The sequence below is a fragment of the Billgrantia zhangzhouensis genome (assembly GCF_021404465.1).
Lineage (GTDB): Bacteria > Pseudomonadota > Gammaproteobacteria > Pseudomonadales > Halomonadaceae > Halomonas > Halomonas zhangzhouensis.
This window is the reverse complement of record NZ_JABFTT010000014.1, coordinates 99416-117844: the sequence shown is the minus strand read 5'-3', so window position 1 is coordinate 117844 and position 18429 is coordinate 99416. Positions and strand designations below refer to the sequence as shown.

The window sequence follows — 18429 nt, the reverse complement described above, 5'->3', positions numbered from 1 at the left end:
GTGGAAAAAGGGCCGGGGAAACCCCGACCAAACGCGCCTGGCAAACGAGACGCCGAGTTACTTCTCCACGCCGATGGCGTACTCCGCGCCGGCGTCTAGCAGCCAGCGATAGCAGTAATCGGCGAAGCTGCGGCGCAGCACCAGCTCCCAACGGTTCTCCGCAGGGCGGCGCAGGATCAGGTTGGCCTTGGCGAACACCGCGGTCACGCCCTTGCCCACCGGGAAGGCCTCGGGGTGCACGTCGCTGGGCGTCGATTTCATCAGCAGCTCACGCGCCTTCTCACCCGAGAGTTCGAGCAGTGTCTGGCCGCCGCTGACGTTGACGATGGCGTAGTGAGCATCGCCCAGAGCGTTACGCAGTGCGCCCTCCAGTTCGAATTCCTCGCCACCGGGTACGATCAGCAGCCACTCGTCGGGCGAGAGCCACTGGATCGAACGCGCGCCGTCCTCACTCTGGCTGAGGGTGTTGGGCCGTGCCGGCAGGCCGAAGCCCAGCACCGCGCGCACTGCTTCGTCGAGCACGATGGCACCGCCGCGCAGCACCAGATGGCCGAGGAAGGGCCGCTCGCGCAGTATCACCCGGCTCTTGGCACTGGGGGCCGGAGCCCCCGAACGGTGATAGGAGTAGGCCAGCGGCGATTCCACCGGGATATTGGCTTCGGTACGAGTATCGAAAGTAGCGGCGTTAGACATTCTGGCGCTCTCCCTTGGGGTCGACGAAGATCGGGCTGACGATTTCGGCCTCATGGACCTGGCCGTCGGCCATGGGCAGGTAGACGGTCTCACCCATCTTCTGCTGACCGCCCTTGACCACGGCCAGGGCGAAGCCTGAGTCCAGGGTCGGGCTGTAGTAGCTCGAGGTCACGTGGCCCGCCATCGGCATGGGAATGGCGTGCTTCGGATCGAAGACGATCTGCGCGCCCTCCTCCAGCACCACCTTCGGGTCCTTGGGCTTGAGGCCGACCAGTTGCTTGCGGTCCGTGCGGCGGGTGTCGCTGCGCGTCAGTGCGCGCTTGCCGATCCACGAGAACGGCTTGTCGTAGCCCACGCACCACTGCATGCCCAGGTCTTCCGGCGTCACCGAGCCATCGGTGTCCTGGCCGACGATGATGAAGCCCTTCTCCGCCCGCAACACGTGCATCGTTTCCGTGCCGTAGGGTGTCAGGCCGTACTTGTCACCATGCTCGAACAGGGTCTTCCACACGTGCATGGCGTAGTTGGCCTGGACGTTGATCTCGTAGGTCAATTCGCCGGTGAAGGAGATGCGGAACACCCGCGCCGGTACCCCGGCCACCTTGCCAGCCCGCCACTCCATGAACTTGAAGGCATCGCGGTCGAGATCGATGTCGGTGATCTCGGCCAGCAGGTTGCGCGCCTCGGGTCCGGTGATCGTCATGGTCGCCCAGTGATCGGTCACCGAGGTGAAGGTCACGTTGAGTTCGGGCCATTCGGTCTGATGCCACAGCTCCAGCCACTCCAGCACCGCGGCGGCGCCGCCGGTAGTGGTGGTCATCAGGAAGTGGTTGTCGGCCAGACAGCTGGTCACACCGTCGTCGGTGACCATGCCGTCGTCCTTGCACATCAGCCCGTAGCGGCACTTGCCGACGGCCAGCTTTTCCCACTTGTTGGTGTAGATGCGGCCCAGGAACTCACGGGCGTCGGGGCCCTGGATGTCGATCTTGCCCAGGGTCGAGGCATCGAGGATGCCGACCTTCTCGCGCACCGCCCGGCACTCGCGGGCCACCGCCTCCGCCATACTCTCGCGTTCGCCGTTGGCGGCGTCAGGGCGTACTTGTGGAAAGTACCAGGGGCGCTTCCACTGGCCGACGTCTTCGAACTCGGCGCCATGCTCCACGTGCCACTGGTGCAGTGCGGTGTAGCGCTCGGGGTCGAACAGGTCGCGGCAGTGGCGTCCGGCGATGGCCCCGAAGGTGACTGGCGTGTAATTGGGCCGGAACACCGTGGTACCCACTTCGGGAATCGACTTGTTCAGGCAGCGCGCGGCAATGGCCATGCCGTTGATGTTGCCGAGCTTGCCCTGGTCGGTACCGAAGCCCATGGCGGTGTAGCGCTTGACATGCTCGATGGACTCGAAGCCTTCACGCGTTGCCAGCTCGATGCCCCCGGCGGTAACGTCGTTCTGCAGGTCGACGAACTGCTTGGGTGCACGCAGGGTCGGCTTCTCGTGAGGCACCTGGTAGAGCGCACAGGCCGGCCCCTCGCGGCGGGCGTCGACCTGCGGCAACTCGACCGCCTTGGCCGATTGCCCCAGTGCCTCCAGCGCCTGGGCTGCCATGGCCACGCCGTCGGCCAGGCCTGCAGCCAAATCGTGAATACCACGGGCACTGCCGGCGGCATGCACGCCTTTCACCAGGCCGGGCACGAAGCCGAGAATTTCCTCGTTCCAGGTCGGCCGCGCGCCGGTGTGCGAGGCCAAGTGGATCACCGGGCTGTAGCCGCCGGAACTGGCGATGGTGTCGCAGGCCAGGGTCTCGGCCTGGCCGGTGACCTTGAAGGCGCCGAGGTCGATCTTGGCCACGCGTGCCGCGCTGACGCGCTTCTCGCCCTTGGCCTCGATCACCGCGCTGCCGGTGATGATACGAATGCCCTTGGCCTTGGCGGCGTCGATCCAGTCGCCCTGCGGATTGGTACGGGCGTCGACGATGGCCACGACCTCACGGCCAGCTTCGACCCAGTCGAGCGCGGCGCGATAGGCATGATCGTTGCTGGTGGAAAGCACCAGCTTGTTGCCGGGCACCACGCCGTAGCGGCGGATGTAGGTGGATACTGCGCCGGCCAGCAGGTTGCCCGGCACATCGTTGTTGGCATAGACCAGCGGTCGCTCGTGGGCGCCGGTGGCCAGCAGCACCTGACCGGCACGCACGCGGTGCATGCGCGAACGCACGCTGCGATGGCCGTCGACCAGCGGTGCCGTCTCGCCCAGGTGCTCCGTGCGCCGCTCGTGCAGCGTGACGAAATGGTGATCGTGGTAACCGTTGGCAGTGGTGCGGGGCAGCAGCGTGACGTTGTCCAGCCCGGCGAGCTCCGCCAGCACGCGCTCCACCCACTTGGCAGCCGGCTGCTGGTCGAGCAGCTCGCGGCTGTCGAGCAGCGAACCGCCCATCTCCTCCTGCTCATCGGCCAGGATCACCCGGGCACCGCTACGGGCTGCGGTCAATGCCGCCGCCAGGCCGGCGGGACCGGCACCAATCACCAGCAGATCGCAGTGCCGGTTGAGGTGATCGTAGCTGTCCGGATCGGGTTCCATGGGGCTGCGGCCCAGGCCTGCGCCCTTGCGGATGTACTTCTCATAGGTCATCCACATGGAGGCCGGTGCCATGAAGGTCTTGTAATAGAAGCCCGGCGGCATGAAGCGCCCGCCCAGCTTGCCCACCAGACTCATGACATCGCGCTGCACGTTCGGCCAGCCGTTGGTGCTGCGCGCGACGAGACCGTCGAAAAGCGCCTGCTGGGTGGCACGCACGTTGGGCACCTGGACGGCTTCGGTGCTGCCCAGTTGGACCAGCGCGTTGGGCTCCTCGGCGCCGGCGGCGACGATGCCGCGCGGGCGCGAGTACTTGAAGCTGCGGTTGACGATATCCACCCCGTTGGCCAGCAGCGCCGAGGCCAGGGTGTCGCCGGCATGACCCTGATAGCGCTGGCCGTTGAAGGTGAAGTCGAGCTTGCGCGAGCGATCGATGCGCCCGCCCTCTTTGAGACGATTCGGCTGTTCCAAGGACTTGCTCATGCCTGCTCTCCCTTGACCGCTTCCACCGCGGCGTTGCTGCCGCTCACGGTCTGTTGTCCGCCGCCGGCCACCTGCACGTTGCCCTGGGTTTCGCCACTCGCCAGGCTCTCGGCGGTAATGCGGGGCTGCTCGCCCATCTTGTAGGTTTCGAGAATCTCGTAGGTCACGGTATGGCGCGTGACGTTGAAGAACTTGCGACAGCCGACGGCGTGCACCCACAGCTCATGGTGGATGCCGCGTGGGTTGTCACGGAAGAACAGGTAGTCGCCCCACTCCTCGTCGCTGCAGGCTTCGGGGTCCTTGGGGCGGACGATGTGCGCCTGGCCCTTGGGACGGAACTCCTCTTCCTCGCGATGCTCCTCGCAGTAGGGGCAGTAGATATGAAACATGGTGGTTCTCCCTTGGAGAGACTTTCACGATCCGGCATCCGATGAGCTGCTCCGGCGACAAGCCTGCGCGAGGGCGCTGTGAACCCATCCTTGGGCGCTACTCTTGCCATCCATGGCAAAAGACCCTCGCTTCGCCTTGCCCCCGGCGCTCATCTCGAAGCGCCTGTCCTCACATTGTTGTCAATGGGCCACGCCGGCGGCGCCGTGCTCGTCGACCAAAGCTCCGCTATGGAAACGGTCGATGGAGAACGGGGCCGCAAGCGGGTGAGCCTGGTTCTTGGCCAGGGTCCAGGCGAACACATGACCCGAGCCCGGTGTGGCCTTGAAGCCGCCGGTACCCCAGCCACAGTTGAAGAACAGACCCTTCACCGGCGTGGCCGAGAGAATCGGACAGGCGTCCGGGCAGGTGTCGACGATGCCGCCCCACTGCCGGTTCATGCGCACCCGCGAGAAGATCGGGAACATCTCGACGATGGCCTGCAGGGTGTGCTCGATGGTGGGGTAGCTACCGCGCTGGCCGTAGCCGTTGTAGCCGTCGATGCCCGCACCGATGACCAAGTCGCCCTTGTCGGTCTGGCTGATATAGCCGTGCACGTGGTTGGACATCACTACGGTGTCGAGCACCGGCTTGAGCGGCTCGGATACCAGCGCCTGCAGCGGATGCGACTCCAGCGGCAGGCGGAAGCCGGCCATCTTCGCCAGCACACCCGAGTTGCCCGCCGCCACGCAGCCGACGGTCTTGGCTTCGATGTCGCCGCGGTTGGTGTGCACCCCGTAGACACGGCCATCGCGAATCTTGAAGCCGGTGACCTCGGTGTTCTGCAGCAGGTCGACGCCCAGTGCATCCGCGGCGCGGGCAAAGCCCCAGGCCACGGCATCGTGGCGCGCCACACCGGCGCGCGGCTGCCAGGAGGCGCCGAGGATCGGATAGCGGGCGTTCTTCGAGCAGTCCATGATCGGCACGATCTCCTGGATCTGCTCAGGGGTGAGCACCACACTATCGATGCCGTTCAAGCGATTGGCGTTGACCCGGCGCTGGACGTCACGCATGTCCTGCAGGGTGTGGGCCAGGTTCATGACGCCGCGCTGGGAGAACATCACGTTGTAGTTGAGGTCCTGCGATAGCCCCTCCCACAGCTTCATGGCGTGCTCGTAGAGCGCCGCCGCCTCGTCCCAAAGATAGTTGGAGCGCACGATGGTGGTGTTGCGCGCGGTGTTGCCGCCGCCCAGCCAGCCCTTCTCGACTACCGCCACGTTCTTGATGCCATGTTCCTTGGCCAGGTAGTAGGCGGTGGCCAGGCCGTGGCCGCCGCCGCCGACGATGATCACGTCGTACTGCTTCTTGGGGGTGGGGTTGCGCCACTGGCGCTCCCAGTTCTCGTGGTGGCTGAGGGCGTGCTTGGCCAGCCCGAATCCTGAATAGCGTTGCATCTCGTCTCTCCTCGACCGACCCCGCCGAGGGGGCCGATTTCATTCATTCAGGCAGTGGCGGTTTCTTCTACCGCGGCCGGAGCGGCACCGTAGACCGGGTGCCGCTCGCACAGCTCGGCGACCTTGGCGCGCACCTCGGCCTCCACGGCATCGGTGTTGCCCTGCTCGGCCAGCACGTCGAGGATGTCGCAGATCCAGCCGGCCAGGGCCTCGCAGTCGGCCACGTCGAAGCCGCGCGAGGTCACCGCCGGGGTTCCGATGCGCAGGCCGGACGTCACGAACGGGCTCTGCGGATCGTTGGGCACGGCGTTCTTGTTGACGGTGATGTGGGCCCGACCCAGCGCCGCATCGGCGTCCTTGCCGGTGACGCCCTGGCGGATCAGCGAGACCAGGAAGAGGTGATCCTCGGTGCCGCCGGACACCACGTCGTAGCCACGGTCGAGGAACACTTCGGCCATGGCCTGGGCGTTGTCGATCACGCGCTGCTGGTACTGCACGAAGGCCTGGCTCATGGCCTCCTTGAAGGCCACCGCCTTGGCCGCGATGACGTGCATCAGCGGGCCGCCTTGCTGGCCGGGGAATACCGCGCCGTTGAGCTTCTTGTATAGCTCCGCATCGCCATGGGCGGAGAGAATCAGGCCGCCGCGCGGGCCGCGCAGGGTCTTGTGGGTGGTGGTGGTGACCACGTGGGCATGGGGCACCGGGCTCGGGTAGAGGCCGGCAGCGACCAAGCCCGCCACGTGGGCCATGTCCACCATCAGCCAGGCGCCGACTTCATCGGCGATGTTGCGGAAACGGCGCCAGTCGACCACACGGGAGTAGGCGGAGAAGCCGGCAATGATCAGCTTGGGCTTGTGGCTGCGCGCCAGCCGCTCGACTTCCTCGTAGTCGATCTCGCCGGTTTCGGGGTTCAGGCCGTACTGCACGGCGTTGTAATGCTTGCCGGAGAAGTTGGGCGCCGCACCGTGGGTCAGGTGGCCGCCGTGGGCCAGGCTCATGCCGAGCACGGTGTCGCCGGGGCTGACCAGCGCCATGAAGACGGCGGCGTTGGCCTGGGCACCGGAGTGGGGCTGGACGTTGGCGTAGTCGGTGCCGAACAGGCTGCAGGCACGCTCGATGGCGAGCTTCTCGACCACGTCGACGTGCTCGCAGCCGCCGTAGTAGCGCTTGCCTGGATAGCCTTCGGCGTACTTGTTGGTCAGTTGGGTGCCCTGGGCTTCCATCACCGCACGGCTGGCGTAGTTCTCGGAAGCGATCAGCTCGACGTGGGCTTCCTGGCGCGCCACCTCCTCGGCGATGGCAGCGGCAATCTGGGTATCGAATGAAGCGAGTCCGGCTTGGTTCATGACTGACTCCGTTTGTTATGGATGTTGGTTCAGGGCTGGGTGCGTTCTAGCAATCTATCGGCAACCCGGCGGCGCGAAAAATTTGAAATCCTTATGTTTGGATAGCCGCCACGCAAGACGGCCTGCCTACCCTGCGATTAATAGCGGAGGCGCCGGATGAAAGATTGAACGAATGCGACAGCTTTACTGAATGACAAGCGTGACGGCGACCTGTTCGGCATGCTTTCCGGTCTGCGTCAGAAACAGCGATCACTCGCCTGTAGCGCGTGTGATCCGGGCGAAAGCGGTGCCTTCATCAAGACTGGGATTGGATTCGATATGCAGGAAGAACGGATCGACCCGGTCGCTTTCCGGATCTTTAGCACGTTTGCGCATCTCCGACGGCGGCATACCGAAGGCACTGCGAAAATGACGTGAAAAATGAGCCGTATCGGCGAAGCCGCAGCGCTCGCCAATCTCAGTGACGCTCTTGCCGGTGTAGTGCAGCAGCCACAGCCCGTAGCGCAGGCGAAGATCCCGCGCGAACTTCTGGGGCGCGACGCCCAGCGTCTCGCGGAAGCGGCGCTCCAGATTGCGGCGTGAGGTTCCCACTCGCTCAGCCAGCATATCCATGGAGATCGGCTCGCCAAGGTGCTGCTCGAGCACGGCGATGGAGCGGCGCACCAGGCGATCCTCGATCTTGCCGAACACTACCGGCTGCGGCTGGGGATGGGCGCCGGTACGGGCCTCCTCCAGCAGCATGATGCGCAGGCTCTTCATCGCCCACGCCTTGCCCAGATGGCGCTCGATCAGATAGGCGGCCAGGTCCGCTCCCGCCGCGCCGCCGGCGCAGGTGAGGCGGTCGCCGTCGTCGATGAACAAGCGATCGGCAACGGGCTCGATGGTGGGAAAGCGCTGGATCATGTCACGGTGGTGATACCAGCTCACGCAGCAGCGCCGCCCGCTCATGAGGCCGGCCTGAATCAAGGCGAAGACCCCGGTACACAGCCCGACCAGCGGCACCTCGGCCGCCGCTGCTCGCCGCAGGTAGGCCAACGCCGCAGTATCGACCCGATCGGCATCGTCCAGCACGCCACCAATCACCACGATGTAATCGAACTCCTCGGGAGCCCGGAAGGGGGCGCAGGGCGCGATGGAGGCCCCGCAACTGGAGGTGGCCGGTTCGCCCGTGCTGTTCATGAAGATCCAGTGACAGCGCAGTTGGCGGCTGCGATCGCCCTCGTCGGCGGCCAGGCGCAGGCAGTCGACGAAGGCGGCGAATGGCAGCAAGGTGAAACGATGCAGCAGGACGAAGCCGACCGAGAGGGGCTCGCCCCTGAGAGGAAGATTCATGACGGCTCCTGCATGGCGAAGGGTGCTTGAAGATGAACCAAGCCCGTCGCCTCGACTCTATCGGATTTTACGTGGCAGGCAAGGGGCAGCACATGGGCCCGGACCAACGTCTCCGGTAATGATCCGGAGACGTTGGCAGCTTCAGGAGAGTCGCTGGCTTAAGGGCAACTGCCGCACCATGAGCGAGATGCCGACATAACAAACCGACGAGACCACACATCCTATCAGCGGCCCAATCAGCCAACCCACATCGGCGAACAGCATCATGTAGCCGCTGGTAAAGAAACCCATCAGCATAGCGATGAGGGCTCCCCAGGCACTGCCTTGCCAGAAAGTAGAGATGAATACCGGCCCGATCATACTGGCCAAGAGGGTGCCGGAGCCCAGAATACCCAACCAGGAAAGCATGAACGGTGGAGCGTAGAGCATCATCAGCAGGGCAAGTACCCCAAGAGCCACCACTGCGACACGGTTGATCGCCAAAGCCAGACGTTCGTCGGAAACCGGCCCAAATAGCGAGAGACGCAAGTCATGCGAGGTCGCAGAAGCCACGGTGTGGAGAAGAGAGTTGGCCGTGGATTTCATGGCAAAGATGATGAAGAGCGTGATGATGCCCTGAATGGCCGGATGCATGAACTGCTCCAGATAGACCGGCATGGCCATGTCAGGGTCGGCCAGATCCGGCACATGCATGCGAATGTAGAGCCCGACGATGGGAATCAGGCTGAGCAACGCTCCGAGAATGGCCACGTAGACTCCCACCTTGTGTAGCTTGATGTCCGGCTTCATGGCTAGGAAGCGGATCGCCATGTAGGGCAGCACAGCGGCGAACAGGAAGGCGTAAGGCAGCACCAAAAAAACGGTACCGATAGAGTCGCCGTAAGGTGCCCCCGTTGTGGGATTGAGCAGCTCGGGGTCGATGGCATTGAGCGATGCCTCCCAAGTGCCGAGGTCGACGGAAGTCAGCATTTGCGCCAAGATAATGACCGCGGCCAGCGCCATGCCGCAGACCATGACCGTATCGGTCCAAGCAACCGCGACAAGCCCACCCAGCATGGTATAGATAATGATCACCGAGACCATCAGGATGGCACTTTGATTGAGTTCGATGTCCAACCAACTGGCACCGAGCAGCCCCACGGCTTTGATCTGGCTAGTCAAGAAAATCAGCAGCAGAAGAATGGTAATGAAGGCAGCCACACCCTGCAGCACCCGCCCCATCAAACCTCCACCATGGCGTTGGGCGATATACTCAGGGATGGTATTGCTGCCCATTTCGATGGCGCGGCGCTGCAGGAAGCGCGCGAAGTAAAGCACAGCAATCACCATCGCTGGTGCAAAGAAGAAATTACCCAGCACCTCGATGGCGCCGAACTGGTAGGTCACACCGGGCGAGCCCATGAATCCCCAACCGCTGAAGCCGGTAGCGACGATGGTCCCTGCCGCCACGAAGGCACCAAGTGACCGCCCGGCCACCAAGAAGCCCCCCTCATCGCTCTTGTTCATGTAGCGTGACGAAAGGTAGCCGAGATAAATCAGCAAGCCGAACGTCAAGACAAGAAGCCCCCAATTGAACAGTTTGTAGGCATCCATGATCACCTCCTTAAACCGTTGGCCAACTTTGCCTTTAGCTCCCTTCGAAAATAGGCGACGCCAGCATGCATCAGCATGTAGCCGGCGAGAAATAGATAAGTACTCAATACCCAGGAATTCATCTCCATACCCTCTTGTTCTTTATCAATGGGACAGCGGCCTCCAGCGCATTGCCTTCGCAGGCACATTCAAGGTACTTTATTCCACTAACAGCAGGCCAATTTGTAACGCAAATCCTCTCATAAAATTCAACAATAGGCTCTAAAATGAAAAACATTCCTACGGAACTGCTGCGCACCTTTGTGACCATAAGGGATCTAGGCGGATTTACCAGCGCCGGAGAGTTTTTGGGACGCTCACAACCTGCTATAAGTCTTCAAATCAAGAAGCTGGAATCGCTTCTTGATACGCAAATTTTTTTGAGAGGCACAAGCCTGGAGCTTACGGAAGACGGGAACTATCTTTACCAAGCTGCCAAGGATATCCTGAAAATCAATGACAGGGTCGTCACCAGGTTCAGTGGAGAGCATGTATCAGGCCGCGTTAGGCTCGGCATTCCTCACGATTTAGAGCTTGCCTTTCTTCCCAAAGCATTACGTAACCTAGCGAGAACCCACCCGAACATCATGGTCGAAGTAGACGGTGACATCAGCAAGGTAATCTATCAGCGATTCCAGAAACATCATTATGATGTCTGCTTGGTCATGGAGCCTGAAAAGCAGCAGGAAGACCGAGATATACGCGACTTTCGAATAGACCAATTAACTTGGGTAATGAACAATAACAACCTCACCGAATTTGACATCATTCCTCTGGTTACCTACCCGCAAGGTTGTATTTATCGATCAATGCTCGAAGGTTCATTGGAACAAGCGGGCAAACCCTACCGTATTGCCTATACCAGCCCCAGCTTGCTGGGGATCGTGTCGGCCGTCGAGGAAGGGCTTGGGCTGACAGCCATGGCTTCGTCAGTGGCGCCGCCTCACCTGTCCAAAGCGATAGAGACGGAATGTCTGCCGAACCTCGGCTCGGTCAGCATTGGACTCTATTACCGGGAACGGGAACTGAGCCTGGCAACCCGGCACGTTCTTGACTTTCTCCATGCCGGGCTGGCCAACCTAACTCCGCCTCCCATTCTAGGCAGAAGGTAAAATCTTCCTTACCTGACGATATTATGCTCCGGCCCATAGGGGAAGCCAGTGATATTCTCGGCTCCATGTTCATTGATCACTAGGATATCGTGCTCGCGATAACCGCCTGCCCCAGGACGACCTTCCGGTACCATGATCATCGGCTCCATGGAGACCACCATGTTGGGCTCGAGCACGGTCTCGATGTCCTCACGCAGCTCGAGGCCTGCCTCACGACCGTAGTAGTGGCTCAGGGTGCCGAAGGAGTGGCCGTAGCCGAAGGTGCGATATTGCAGCAGATCGTGCTTGGCAAAGATCTCGTTGAGCTCGTGGGCGATGTCGCAGCAGCGCACGCCGGGCTTGATCAGTTCCTGGCCGCGACGATGAACCTCGCAGTTGACCTCCCACAGGCGCAGTTGCTCGTCGGAGGCATGCTCGCAGAACAGGGTACGCTCCAGCGCCGTGTAGTAGCCTGAGATCATCGGGAAGGTATTCAGGCTCAGGATGTCCCCGGGCTGCACGCGGCGGCTGGTCGCCGGGTTATGGGCACCATCGGTGTTGATTCCCGACTGGAACCAGACCCAGGTGTCCATCAGCTCGCTGTTCGGGTAGGTCTTGGCGATTTCGCGCACCATGGCGGCTTGGCCGGCCAGCGCCACCTCGTATTCCGGCACGCCTGCCTTGATGGCATTGCGCACGGCCACGCCGCCCACGTCGGCGATGCGCGCACCCTGGCGGATCAGCGCGATCTCCTCGGCCGATTTGAATATGCGCATCTTCATGGTCGGCACGCCGATATCGACCAGTTCCACCTCGCCGAGCGCGGAGAGCAATTTCTGCTGGTTCTGCAGTGTAAGGTGGTCGAACTCGACACCGATGCGCCGCTTGCCTTCACAGAGCTGCTTTACCGCCTTGAAGAAGTTATCCTTCTGCCAGTCGGTATAGACGATGTTGTCGCCCAGGCGATTGCGCCGATAGGGTTGGCCACCGTCGATATTGGCGGTGACTGTAGTGAAGCGATCTTGTGTCACGACCAAGCCGTAATCGCGCCCGAACTTGCAGTAAACGAAGTCACTGAAGTAATTGATATTGTGATACGAGGTCAGCACGACGGCGTCGACGCCATTAGCCGCCATGTAGTCCCGAAGTCGCTTCATACGCCCCTGCATTTCTGCATCGGAAAACGTCGGCACGACCTTATCGCCATTGGAAATCTCGATCAGCGATGGAAGCTGCATCTTGTTGTCTCCTTCGTCTTTTCACGCGACACATGTCGCAGGTTGGGAATCGACCTTTACTGTCACGCCAGGCGCATTGGCAACGTCAAGTTCGCTGAACTGCATGATGGAAAGTCGGTACCTGGCTTCCAGTATCTTCACCAGACACATGATGTGACTGAACTCGTCATCTTCGGCCAGGAAATCGATGCCAAACATGTTGATACCAAGGCAGGCCACTTCGTAGGTTTTATCCACGCGTAGAAACGCGCTGACATTGCGCCTAAATTCACCGGCGTCCTGTAACACCATCGAGTCGGAAGCCACTCTCAGCACTAGTCGCCAATGTTTCATTTCCGCGTTCTCCAGCCGTCTGAAATGACTATGGCCAGCGCAGCTCGGCAACACCAATGACTAGTGCAAATAGGGGTATTGACGACAGCAATGCCGGCAGCGAGGCCGCGGCATGCCGCAGTGCGGAGCGAGTGGAAGCAGGGCGTAGAAAGGCAAACAGACCGCAGCGGCAGCCTGGCGGCTACCGGGTCATCAGTGAACGACGGGATAGAACGGGATTGGGGTCACCCCCCCGTCATGTTCATGAAGCGCACCACCTGCACGTCGCCGTCAGTGGTGAAGTGGTGACGTTCAGGCTTGTTCTGCATGGCGGCGACGATGGCGGCCTTGAGCCGCTCGAGATCGCCGGGGTGGCGGCGCATCACCGCGCGCAGGTCGACGGAGTGTTCGTTGCCCAGGCACAGCAGCAGGCGGCCCTCGGCGGTGACGCGCACGCGGTTGCATGCGGCGCAGAAGTTGTGGCTGTGGGGCGAGATGAAGCCGATGCGCGAGTCGCTGTCGGCCATGCGGTAGTAGCGCGATGGCCCCAGGGTGGTCTCGGTGGTGGGCAGCAGCGTGTGGCGCGCCTCGATGGCGGCACGCACGTCATCGCTGGAGCAGAAGGTTTCGCCGCGATCGTGGCTCATGTTCTGGCCCAGCGGCATCTCCTCGATGAAGCTGATGTCGACGCCTTCGGCGCGAGCGAATTCCACCAGGTCGAGCACTTCGTCGTCGTTGCGCCCCCTGAGGATCACCGCGTTGAGCTTGATGCGCTCGAAGCCGGCCTCCTGGGCGGCGCGAATGCCGTCGATCACTCTGGCGAGATCGCCAGTGCGGGTCAGGGCGCGGAAGCGCTCGGGGTCGAGCGAGTCGAGGCTGACGTTGAGCCGTTTGAGCCCGCCCTGGTAGAGGGCGCGGGCATGCTTGACGAGTCCGGCGCCGTTGGTGGTCATGCCGAAGTCGCGCAGGCCGGGCAGCGCGCCGAGTTCGGCCACCAGTTCCTCGATGCCGCGGCGTACCAGCGGTTCGCCGCCCGTGAGACGGATCTTCTCCACGCCCAGCTCGACGAAGGCCCGCGACAGCGTGGCGATCTCCTCCAGGGTCAACAGCCTGGCGCGGGGCAGGAAGGTCATCTCCTCGGCCATGCAGTAGACGCAGCGGAAGTCGCAGCGGTCGGTGACCGACAGGCGAACGTAGCGCACGGTGCGGCCGAAGCCATCGGTCAGGCTCATGCGTTCTCCTCGGCTTTGACTTCCACGTGAGACACGGCATCCAACGGCAGGCGGGCGATCAGCTCGCCAACCTGTTCGGCCACTTCGCTGACGGTGTCGTCGTCGTAGCTCTGGCCGCGCCGCTTGCGAAAGCCCTGTTCGTAGAGCTTGACGTGTTCGGTGGCGCTCACCCCGGACCGGGCCAGGCAGTGGGTGACACAGTGCATCTGGCAGCCGTCGATGGCGACGATGGGCCGCCCGGAGCGGGCAATGCGCACCAGCCCGGGCACGCCGCCGCCAACGCCGGAGATGCACGACATCTCGGCCACGCCGGTATGATCGAGCCGCACGGCCACGTCGTTGGCCAACTGCGCCACGTCGGAGCAGCCGGAGCATGAGTAGACCAGGGTACGAGGTTTGTTCACGGTTCGGGACATGCTGCCTCCCCTCCTTGCCACGTGCGACCCCGCGCCGACGATCTCAGTCGTCGGCCAGCATGGCGTCGCGCAGTTTCTGCTCGTCGAGCACCGTCAGGCGCTGGCGGTCGATGCCGATCACGCCGCCGTCGCGCAGTTTGGCCAAGAGCCGCGACAAGGTCTCCGGCGTCATGGCCAACTGGGCGGCCAGCCAGCGCTTGGGGATCGACAGCCGCACCACCCTCGGGCTCTTGCTGCGCCCCGGCGGCAACTGGCGCAGGATGTAGCTGACCAGTCGCGACATGGCGTCGGCCTGGGTCAGCAGCGCCAGGTCCTCGAGACGCTCGGTGAGTTCCAGCGCCAGCCGGCTCATGAACTCGGCGCGACAGGCCGGCTGGCGGTCCATGATCTCGCGACAGCGCTGGGCGGGAATCGCCAGCACATGGGTGCGCCGCAGCGCTTCGGCGGAGTAGAGATAGACGCCGGCGCTGGAGACCATGCTCAGTTCGCCTAAGGTGCCGCCGCGCTCGACGCAGCGGATGGTGGCCAGGCGGCCGTCACCCGCACTGCGTGCCAGGCGCACCGCGCCGTTGATGACGATATAGAGCCAATGCGCCGGCGCGTCCTGGCGGAACAGCCACTCGCGGGTCTTGAGCGTCTTGAGCTCGGTGTCCTCGAGCAGCGCGGTGACCTCGTCCTCGTCCAGTTCACCCAGCCACGGCACGCCCTGCACCAGCTCGCGCAGCTGCTTGGGCTTGAACAGCAGGTCAGTCGACGAACTGTCCGGCGGGTAGATAGGGGTATTCATGACCTTCCTCCACGTCGGTATCGGCGGTCATCATCAGATAACCGTGCGCCTGGCTGGCGGCATGCAGCATATGGGAGCCCTGCCCGCCAGCCAAGCGAGCGACAGGATGATCGCCCTGCCAGTCGATGACGACGCGCAGCAGCTCGCACCGCCCCGGACTGCCCCGCCGCGAGAAGCCGGCGCGGACGCGGTATTGTTGCAATGGCCCGACGGTGCGGCCCTGGCAGCCCTGCACGAAGGGCCTGGCCAGCAGATGCCAGCCCACCAGAGAGGCCACGGGATTGCCCGGCAGCCCGATCAGCGGCACGCCTTCGGGGGAGCCGTCGTCCAGGTAGCCGAAGGCGAACGGCTTGCCCGGCTTGATCGCCACGCCGTGGAACCAGAGCCCGCCCAGTTCGTCGAGCACGGGCCTGACGTGATCTTCCTCGCCCACCGACACACCGCCGGTACACACCACCAGGTCGGCGCCATCGCGGGCGGTAGTGAACGCCTCGCGCAAGGCGTCGGGATCGTCGGCGATGATGCCGAGATCCAGCACCTCGCAGTCGGCCTGTTCCAGCAGCGCCTGCAGCATCACCCGGTTACTGTTGTAGACCAGCCCGGGGGCGAATGCCGTGCCCGGCTCGATCAGCTCGTCACCGGTGGAGATCAGCGCCACCTTGAGGCGCGGCAGTACCGGCACCTGGGGAATGCCCTGGCTGGCCAGCAGCGCCAGCGCCGCAGCGTCCAACGTCCAGCCCACCGTGAGCAGCGTGTCGCCTTCACGGTACTCTTCGCCGCGGCGGCGGATGTTGGCCCCTAGCTTCGCTTCACCGATGACGTGCACGCGCCCCATCTCGTCCAGGCGCACTCGCTCCTGGGGCACCACGCAGTCGGCTCCTTCGGGAATCGGCGCGCCGGTGAAGATGCGTGCGCAGCCGCCTTCGGGCAGCGGCACGACGGCAGCCCCCGCCGGCACTCGCATGACCACCGGCAGGCCAGCCTCGGAGAGTTCCGCCAAGCGCAGGGCATAACCGTCCATCGCACTGTTGTCGACCCCGGGCATGTCGAGCCTTGCCTTCAGATCGCGAGCCAGTACCCGGCCCGCGGCCTGCTCCAAGGCGGCGAATTCTTCGCCCTGCACGGGCTCCGCCGCGGCTATCATGCGCGCCCTCGCCACATCCAGGTCGAGCAATCCCTTGGCCAGGGTGGCACAGCTCATGCGTGCGCTCCTTGACCGTGGTCAGGCACCTTCGGCGCCTCGCGGCCGGCACAGGCCTGCTGCTCGGGCATCACCATGGCGACGAAGTTGCACGGCCGGGTGCGGGCGTCGAGCTGGCTTGCCAGGATGCCGTCCCAGGCGGTGGCGCAAGCCTTGGACGAGCCGGGCATGGCGAAGACCAGGGTACGGTTGGCCACGCCGCCTACCGCCCGCGACTGCACGGTGGAGGTCCCGATGCTGTCGTAGGAGAGCTGGCGGAACAGCTCGCCGTAGCCGTCGATGGCTCGATCGAACAGCGGCGTGAGCGCCTCGGGGGTGGTGTCGCGCACGGTGAAGCCGGTACCGCCGTTGACCAGGATGACCTGCACGTCGTCGCGCGCCACCCACTTGGAGACCACCGCGCGGATGCGGTAGATGTCGTCGGGAACGATGCGCCGGTCGACCAGCACATGGCCGGCTTCCGACAGGCACTCGCTGAGCAGGTCGCCGCTGCCGTCGCGGTCGAAGCCACGGGTATCGGAAACGGTCAGCACGGCGATACCGAGCGGTACGAAACGGGCGTTGGCGTGAACATGTGACATGGCAGCTCCTCCAGCACCGGCCCGTGAGGGCCGGCACCCGTTGAATTCAGTTACTGCATGAGAGAGTTGGCGCTGTCGTCATCGAGGTCGACTCCCTCGACGCCGATCTCCGCCTCGAGCACTAGCAGGTAGTGGCGCAAGGCGCGGCGAGTCGCCTGCTCGCGCAGGGTGTGGCGTACACGCTCGGCGACCTGCTCGAAGGGCAGACGCTCCCCACCCGCACGCGCGTCGATGCTCACCAGGTGCCAACCGTAGCGCGAGGCCAGCGGACGGTCGTGCAGTCCTTCGGGCAGGTGTTGCAGGGCGCGGTCGAGTTCGGCCACGGTCTGCCCTTGGGCCAGCCAGCCCAGCTCGCCGCCCTCGCTCTTCGACGGGCAGGCGGAGTGGCGCATGGCGAACTCGGTGAAGCGCTCGGGAATGCGCTGCAGCTCTTCGAGCAGCGTTTCGCCCAGGCGGTACTGGGCGTCGCGCGTCTCGGCATCGTCGGGGGCGGCGGCCAGCAGGATGTGGCGCACGGCGATGCGGGTCGGCGTGCTGAAGCGCTCGGGGTCGGCGTCGAAGAAGCGGCGGCAGGCTTTCTCCTCGGGCTCCGGCACCTCCAGTTCCCGCTCCAGCAGGACGGCGATGGCAGCATCATGCTCGCCTTCGTCACGGGAGTCCGCCCTCAGCAGACCGAGTTCGACGGCGCGCTGGCGCAGCAGCTCGCGAACCACCAGGGCACGGGCGGCCAGCAGCTTCGCCTCGGCGGCGGTCGCCGCCGGGTGGTACTGCATCTCGCGGGCGATGCTCTCTTCGTCGATCGCCTTGCCGCCGACCTTGACGGGCGGCGGCGCGTAGCGGCCCGGCAGCTGTGCGATCTCGATCATTTGCATGGTGCGAATCCTCAATTACATGACATAAGCGGCTGTACATGCCCGGGGCTGTTCCGGCGTTCCCAAACTTGTTGCTCCGAGGCATGCGAAGCTGAGCGAGCGCAGCCAGCTTTAACCCCCTAAGCCCGGCGACGGACGATCTGGTAACGCCGCGTGACATACCCCATCGGCGCGCTCCACACGTGAACCAGACGGGTGAAGGGGAACACCAGCACGATGGTCAGACCCACCAGGATGTGCAGCTTGTAGATCCAGCTCACGCCTTCCAGGTGAGCGGCAGCCCCACCCTGGAAGTACACGATGGACTGCGCCCAGCCGGAGAACTGCAGCATCTTGCTACCGTCCAGGTGGCCCAGGGTGGGCAGGATGGTGAGCAGGCCCAGTGCCACCTGAAGCACCAGCAGGCCGATGATCACGGTGTCCATGGTGCTGGAGGAGGCGCGTACCCGCGGGTTGGTCAGGCGGCGATGGAACAGCATGGCGCCACCCACCAGGCACATCACGCCGGCGATGCCACCGACCACCACGGCCAGTACCTGCTTGGTGCCGGCACTGATGAAGGGACCGTAGAGCCAGTGCGGCGTCAGCAGGCCGACCAAGTGGCCAAAGAAGATGGTGATGATGCCGATATGGAACAGATTGCTGGCCAGGCGCATGTTCTTCGACGACAGCATCTGACTCGAACCGGTCTTCCAGGTGTATTGGCCCTGGTCGTAGCGCATCAGGCTGCCGATCAGGAAGACGCTGCCGGCAAGGTAGGGGTAGAGCCCGAACAGCAGGGAGTCGATGTAGTGCATGAAAGTGCTCATGACAGGTCTCCG

The 18429-nt window shown here is 63.8% G+C and carries 17 protein-coding genes; 1 reads left to right on the top strand and 16 read right to left on the bottom strand.

Going from position 1 to position 18429, the window contains the following annotated elements; genetic code table 11:
* Nucleotides 1-57: 57 nt before the first annotated feature.
* The 7 genes from HOP51_RS17425 to HOP51_RS17395 all read right to left on the bottom strand — a co-directional run bounded on the left by HOP51_RS17425 (nucleotide 58) and on the right by HOP51_RS17395 (nucleotide 9839).
* Nucleotides 58-693 carry a sarcosine oxidase subunit gamma gene (locus HOP51_RS17425; protein ID WP_234275188.1) on the bottom strand — a complete coding sequence of 212 codons (636 nt, stop codon included), beginning with the start codon at nucleotides 691-693 and terminating at the stop codon, nucleotides 58-60.
* Nucleotides 686-3748 carry a sarcosine oxidase subunit alpha family protein gene (locus tag HOP51_RS17420; protein ID WP_234275187.1) on the bottom strand — a complete coding sequence of 1021 codons (3063 nt, stop codon included), beginning with the start codon at nucleotides 3746-3748 and terminating at the stop codon, nucleotides 686-688. Before HOP51_RS17420 ends, HOP51_RS17425 begins: the two co-directional genes overlap by 8 nt.
* Complete coding sequence (locus tag HOP51_RS17415) at nucleotides 3745-4137, bottom strand: sarcosine oxidase subunit delta (protein WP_234275186.1); 393 nt, start codon at nucleotides 4135-4137, stop codon at nucleotides 3745-3747. The genes HOP51_RS17420 and HOP51_RS17415 overlap by 4 nt, the downstream gene beginning before the upstream one ends.
* 180 nt (nucleotides 4138-4317) lie before the next feature.
* The gene (locus tag HOP51_RS17410) at nucleotides 4318-5568 is read right to left on the bottom strand and encodes a sarcosine oxidase subunit beta family protein (RefSeq protein ID WP_234275185.1); all 1251 of its coding nucleotides are present in this window, start codon (nucleotides 5566-5568) and stop codon (nucleotides 4318-4320) included.
* A 47-nt stretch (nucleotides 5569-5615) separates the two neighbouring features.
* Entirely contained in the window at nucleotides 5616-6914 is a 1299-nt protein-coding gene (glyA, locus tag HOP51_RS17405; RefSeq protein WP_234275184.1) for a serine hydroxymethyltransferase, read from the bottom strand.
* A gap of 249 nt (nucleotides 6915-7163) precedes the next feature.
* Nucleotides 7164-8246 carry a GlxA family transcriptional regulator gene (locus tag HOP51_RS17400; RefSeq protein ID WP_234275183.1) on the bottom strand — a complete coding sequence of 361 codons (1083 nt, stop codon included), beginning with the start codon at nucleotides 8244-8246 and terminating at the stop codon, nucleotides 7164-7166.
* 141 nt (nucleotides 8247-8387) lie between these two features.
* Nucleotides 8388-9839: a sodium:solute symporter family protein gene (locus HOP51_RS17395; protein ID WP_234275182.1), complete on the bottom strand. Its 1452-nt coding sequence runs from the start codon at nucleotides 9837-9839 to the stop codon at nucleotides 8388-8390.
* 266 nt (nucleotides 9840-10105) lie between these two features.
* Between HOP51_RS17395 and HOP51_RS17390 the strand changes: the two genes are divergently transcribed.
* Entirely contained in the window at nucleotides 10106-10990 is an 885-nt protein-coding gene (locus tag HOP51_RS17390; protein ID WP_234275181.1) for a LysR family transcriptional regulator, read from the top strand.
* Nucleotides 10991-10998: 8 nt separating this feature from the next.
* Here HOP51_RS17390 and HOP51_RS17385 read toward each other — a convergent pair whose 3' ends face one another.
* The 9 genes from HOP51_RS17385 to narI all read right to left on the bottom strand — a co-directional run bounded on the left by HOP51_RS17385 (nucleotide 10999) and on the right by narI (nucleotide 18405).
* Entirely contained in the window at nucleotides 10999-12207 is a 1209-nt protein-coding gene (locus tag HOP51_RS17385) for a M24 family metallopeptidase (RefSeq protein ID WP_234275180.1), read from the bottom strand.
* A 21-nt stretch (nucleotides 12208-12228) separates the two neighbouring features.
* Nucleotides 12229-12540, bottom strand: a complete 312-nt coding sequence (locus HOP51_RS17380; protein WP_234275179.1) for a PHD finger domain-containing protein — start codon at nucleotides 12538-12540, stop codon at nucleotides 12229-12231.
* 224 nt (nucleotides 12541-12764) lie between these two features.
* On the bottom strand, nucleotides 12765-13751 hold the full coding sequence (gene moaA, locus HOP51_RS17375; RefSeq protein WP_234275178.1) for a GTP 3',8-cyclase MoaA: 987 nt from the start codon (nucleotides 13749-13751) through the stop codon (nucleotides 12765-12767).
* Nucleotides 13748-14167, bottom strand: a complete 420-nt coding sequence (locus HOP51_RS17370) for a putative zinc-binding protein (RefSeq protein ID WP_234275177.1) — start codon at nucleotides 14165-14167, stop codon at nucleotides 13748-13750. Before HOP51_RS17370 ends, moaA begins: the two co-directional genes overlap by 4 nt.
* Nucleotides 14168-14210: 43 nt before the next feature.
* On the bottom strand, nucleotides 14211-14954 hold the full coding sequence (locus HOP51_RS17365; protein WP_234275176.1) for a Crp/Fnr family transcriptional regulator: 744 nt from the start codon (nucleotides 14952-14954) through the stop codon (nucleotides 14211-14213).
* Complete coding sequence (locus HOP51_RS17360) at nucleotides 14914-16155, bottom strand: molybdopterin molybdotransferase MoeA (RefSeq protein WP_234275175.1); 1242 nt, start codon at nucleotides 16153-16155, stop codon at nucleotides 14914-14916. The genes HOP51_RS17365 and HOP51_RS17360 overlap by 41 nt, the downstream gene beginning before the upstream one ends.
* Nucleotides 16152-16736, bottom strand: coding sequence for a molybdenum cofactor biosynthesis protein B (gene moaB / locus HOP51_RS17355; RefSeq protein ID WP_234275174.1), 585 nt, complete (start codon nucleotides 16734-16736; stop codon nucleotides 16152-16154). Before moaB ends, HOP51_RS17360 begins: the two co-directional genes overlap by 4 nt.
* A gap of 50 nt (nucleotides 16737-16786) precedes the next feature.
* Complete coding sequence (locus HOP51_RS17350; RefSeq protein ID WP_234275173.1) at nucleotides 16787-17608, bottom strand: peptidylprolyl isomerase; 822 nt, start codon at nucleotides 17606-17608, stop codon at nucleotides 16787-16789.
* A 119-nt stretch (nucleotides 17609-17727) separates the two neighbouring features.
* Entirely contained in the window at nucleotides 17728-18405 is a 678-nt protein-coding gene (gene narI, locus HOP51_RS17345; protein ID WP_407061822.1) for a respiratory nitrate reductase subunit gamma, read from the bottom strand.
* Nucleotides 18406-18429 lie beyond the last annotated feature (24 nt).

Excerpts from the sequence above, each read along its gene's own strand:
- HOP51_RS17425 (WP_234275188.1), bottom strand. The coding sequence starts at position 693 with ATGTCTAACGCCGCTACTTTCGATACTCGTACCGAAGCCAATATCCCG.
- HOP51_RS17420 (WP_234275187.1), bottom strand. The coding sequence starts at position 3,748 with ATGAGCAAGTCCTTGGAACAGCCGAATCGTCTCAAAGAGGGCGGGCGC.
- HOP51_RS17415 (WP_234275186.1), bottom strand. The coding sequence starts at position 4,137 with ATGTTTCATATCTACTGCCCCTACTGCGAGGAGCATCGCGAGGAAGAG.
- HOP51_RS17410 (WP_234275185.1), bottom strand. The coding sequence starts at position 5,568 with ATGCAACGCTATTCAGGATTCGGGCTGGCCAAGCACGCCCTCAGCCAC.
- glyA (WP_234275184.1), bottom strand. The coding sequence starts at position 6,914 with ATGAACCAAGCCGGACTCGCTTCATTCGATACCCAGATTGCCGCTGCC.
- HOP51_RS17400 (WP_234275183.1), bottom strand. The coding sequence starts at position 8,246 with ATGAATCTTCCTCTCAGGGGCGAGCCCCTCTCGGTCGGCTTCGTCCTG.
- HOP51_RS17395 (WP_234275182.1), bottom strand. The coding sequence starts at position 9,839 with ATGGATGCCTACAAACTGTTCAATTGGGGGCTTCTTGTCTTGACGTTC.
- HOP51_RS17390 (WP_234275181.1), top strand. The coding sequence starts at position 10,106 with ATGAAAAACATTCCTACGGAACTGCTGCGCACCTTTGTGACCATAAGG.
- HOP51_RS17385 (WP_234275180.1), bottom strand. The coding sequence starts at position 12,207 with ATGCAGCTTCCATCGCTGATCGAGATTTCCAATGGCGATAAGGTCGTG.
- HOP51_RS17380 (WP_234275179.1), bottom strand. The coding sequence starts at position 12,540 with ATGAAACATTGGCGACTAGTGCTGAGAGTGGCTTCCGACTCGATGGTG.
- moaA (WP_234275178.1), bottom strand. The coding sequence starts at position 13,751 with ATGAGCCTGACCGATGGCTTCGGCCGCACCGTGCGCTACGTTCGCCTG.
- HOP51_RS17370 (WP_234275177.1), bottom strand. The coding sequence starts at position 14,167 with ATGTCCCGAACCGTGAACAAACCTCGTACCCTGGTCTACTCATGCTCC.
- HOP51_RS17365 (WP_234275176.1), bottom strand. The coding sequence starts at position 14,954 with ATGAATACCCCTATCTACCCGCCGGACAGTTCGTCGACTGACCTGCTG.
- HOP51_RS17360 (WP_234275175.1), bottom strand. The coding sequence starts at position 16,155 with ATGAGCTGTGCCACCCTGGCCAAGGGATTGCTCGACCTGGATGTGGCG.
- moaB (WP_234275174.1), bottom strand. The coding sequence starts at position 16,736 with ATGTCACATGTTCACGCCAACGCCCGTTTCGTACCGCTCGGTATCGCC.
- HOP51_RS17350 (WP_234275173.1), bottom strand. The coding sequence starts at position 17,608 with ATGCAAATGATCGAGATCGCACAGCTGCCGGGCCGCTACGCGCCGCCG.
- narI (WP_407061822.1), bottom strand. The coding sequence starts at position 18,405 with ATGCACTACATCGACTCCCTGCTGTTCGGGCTCTACCCCTACCTTGCC.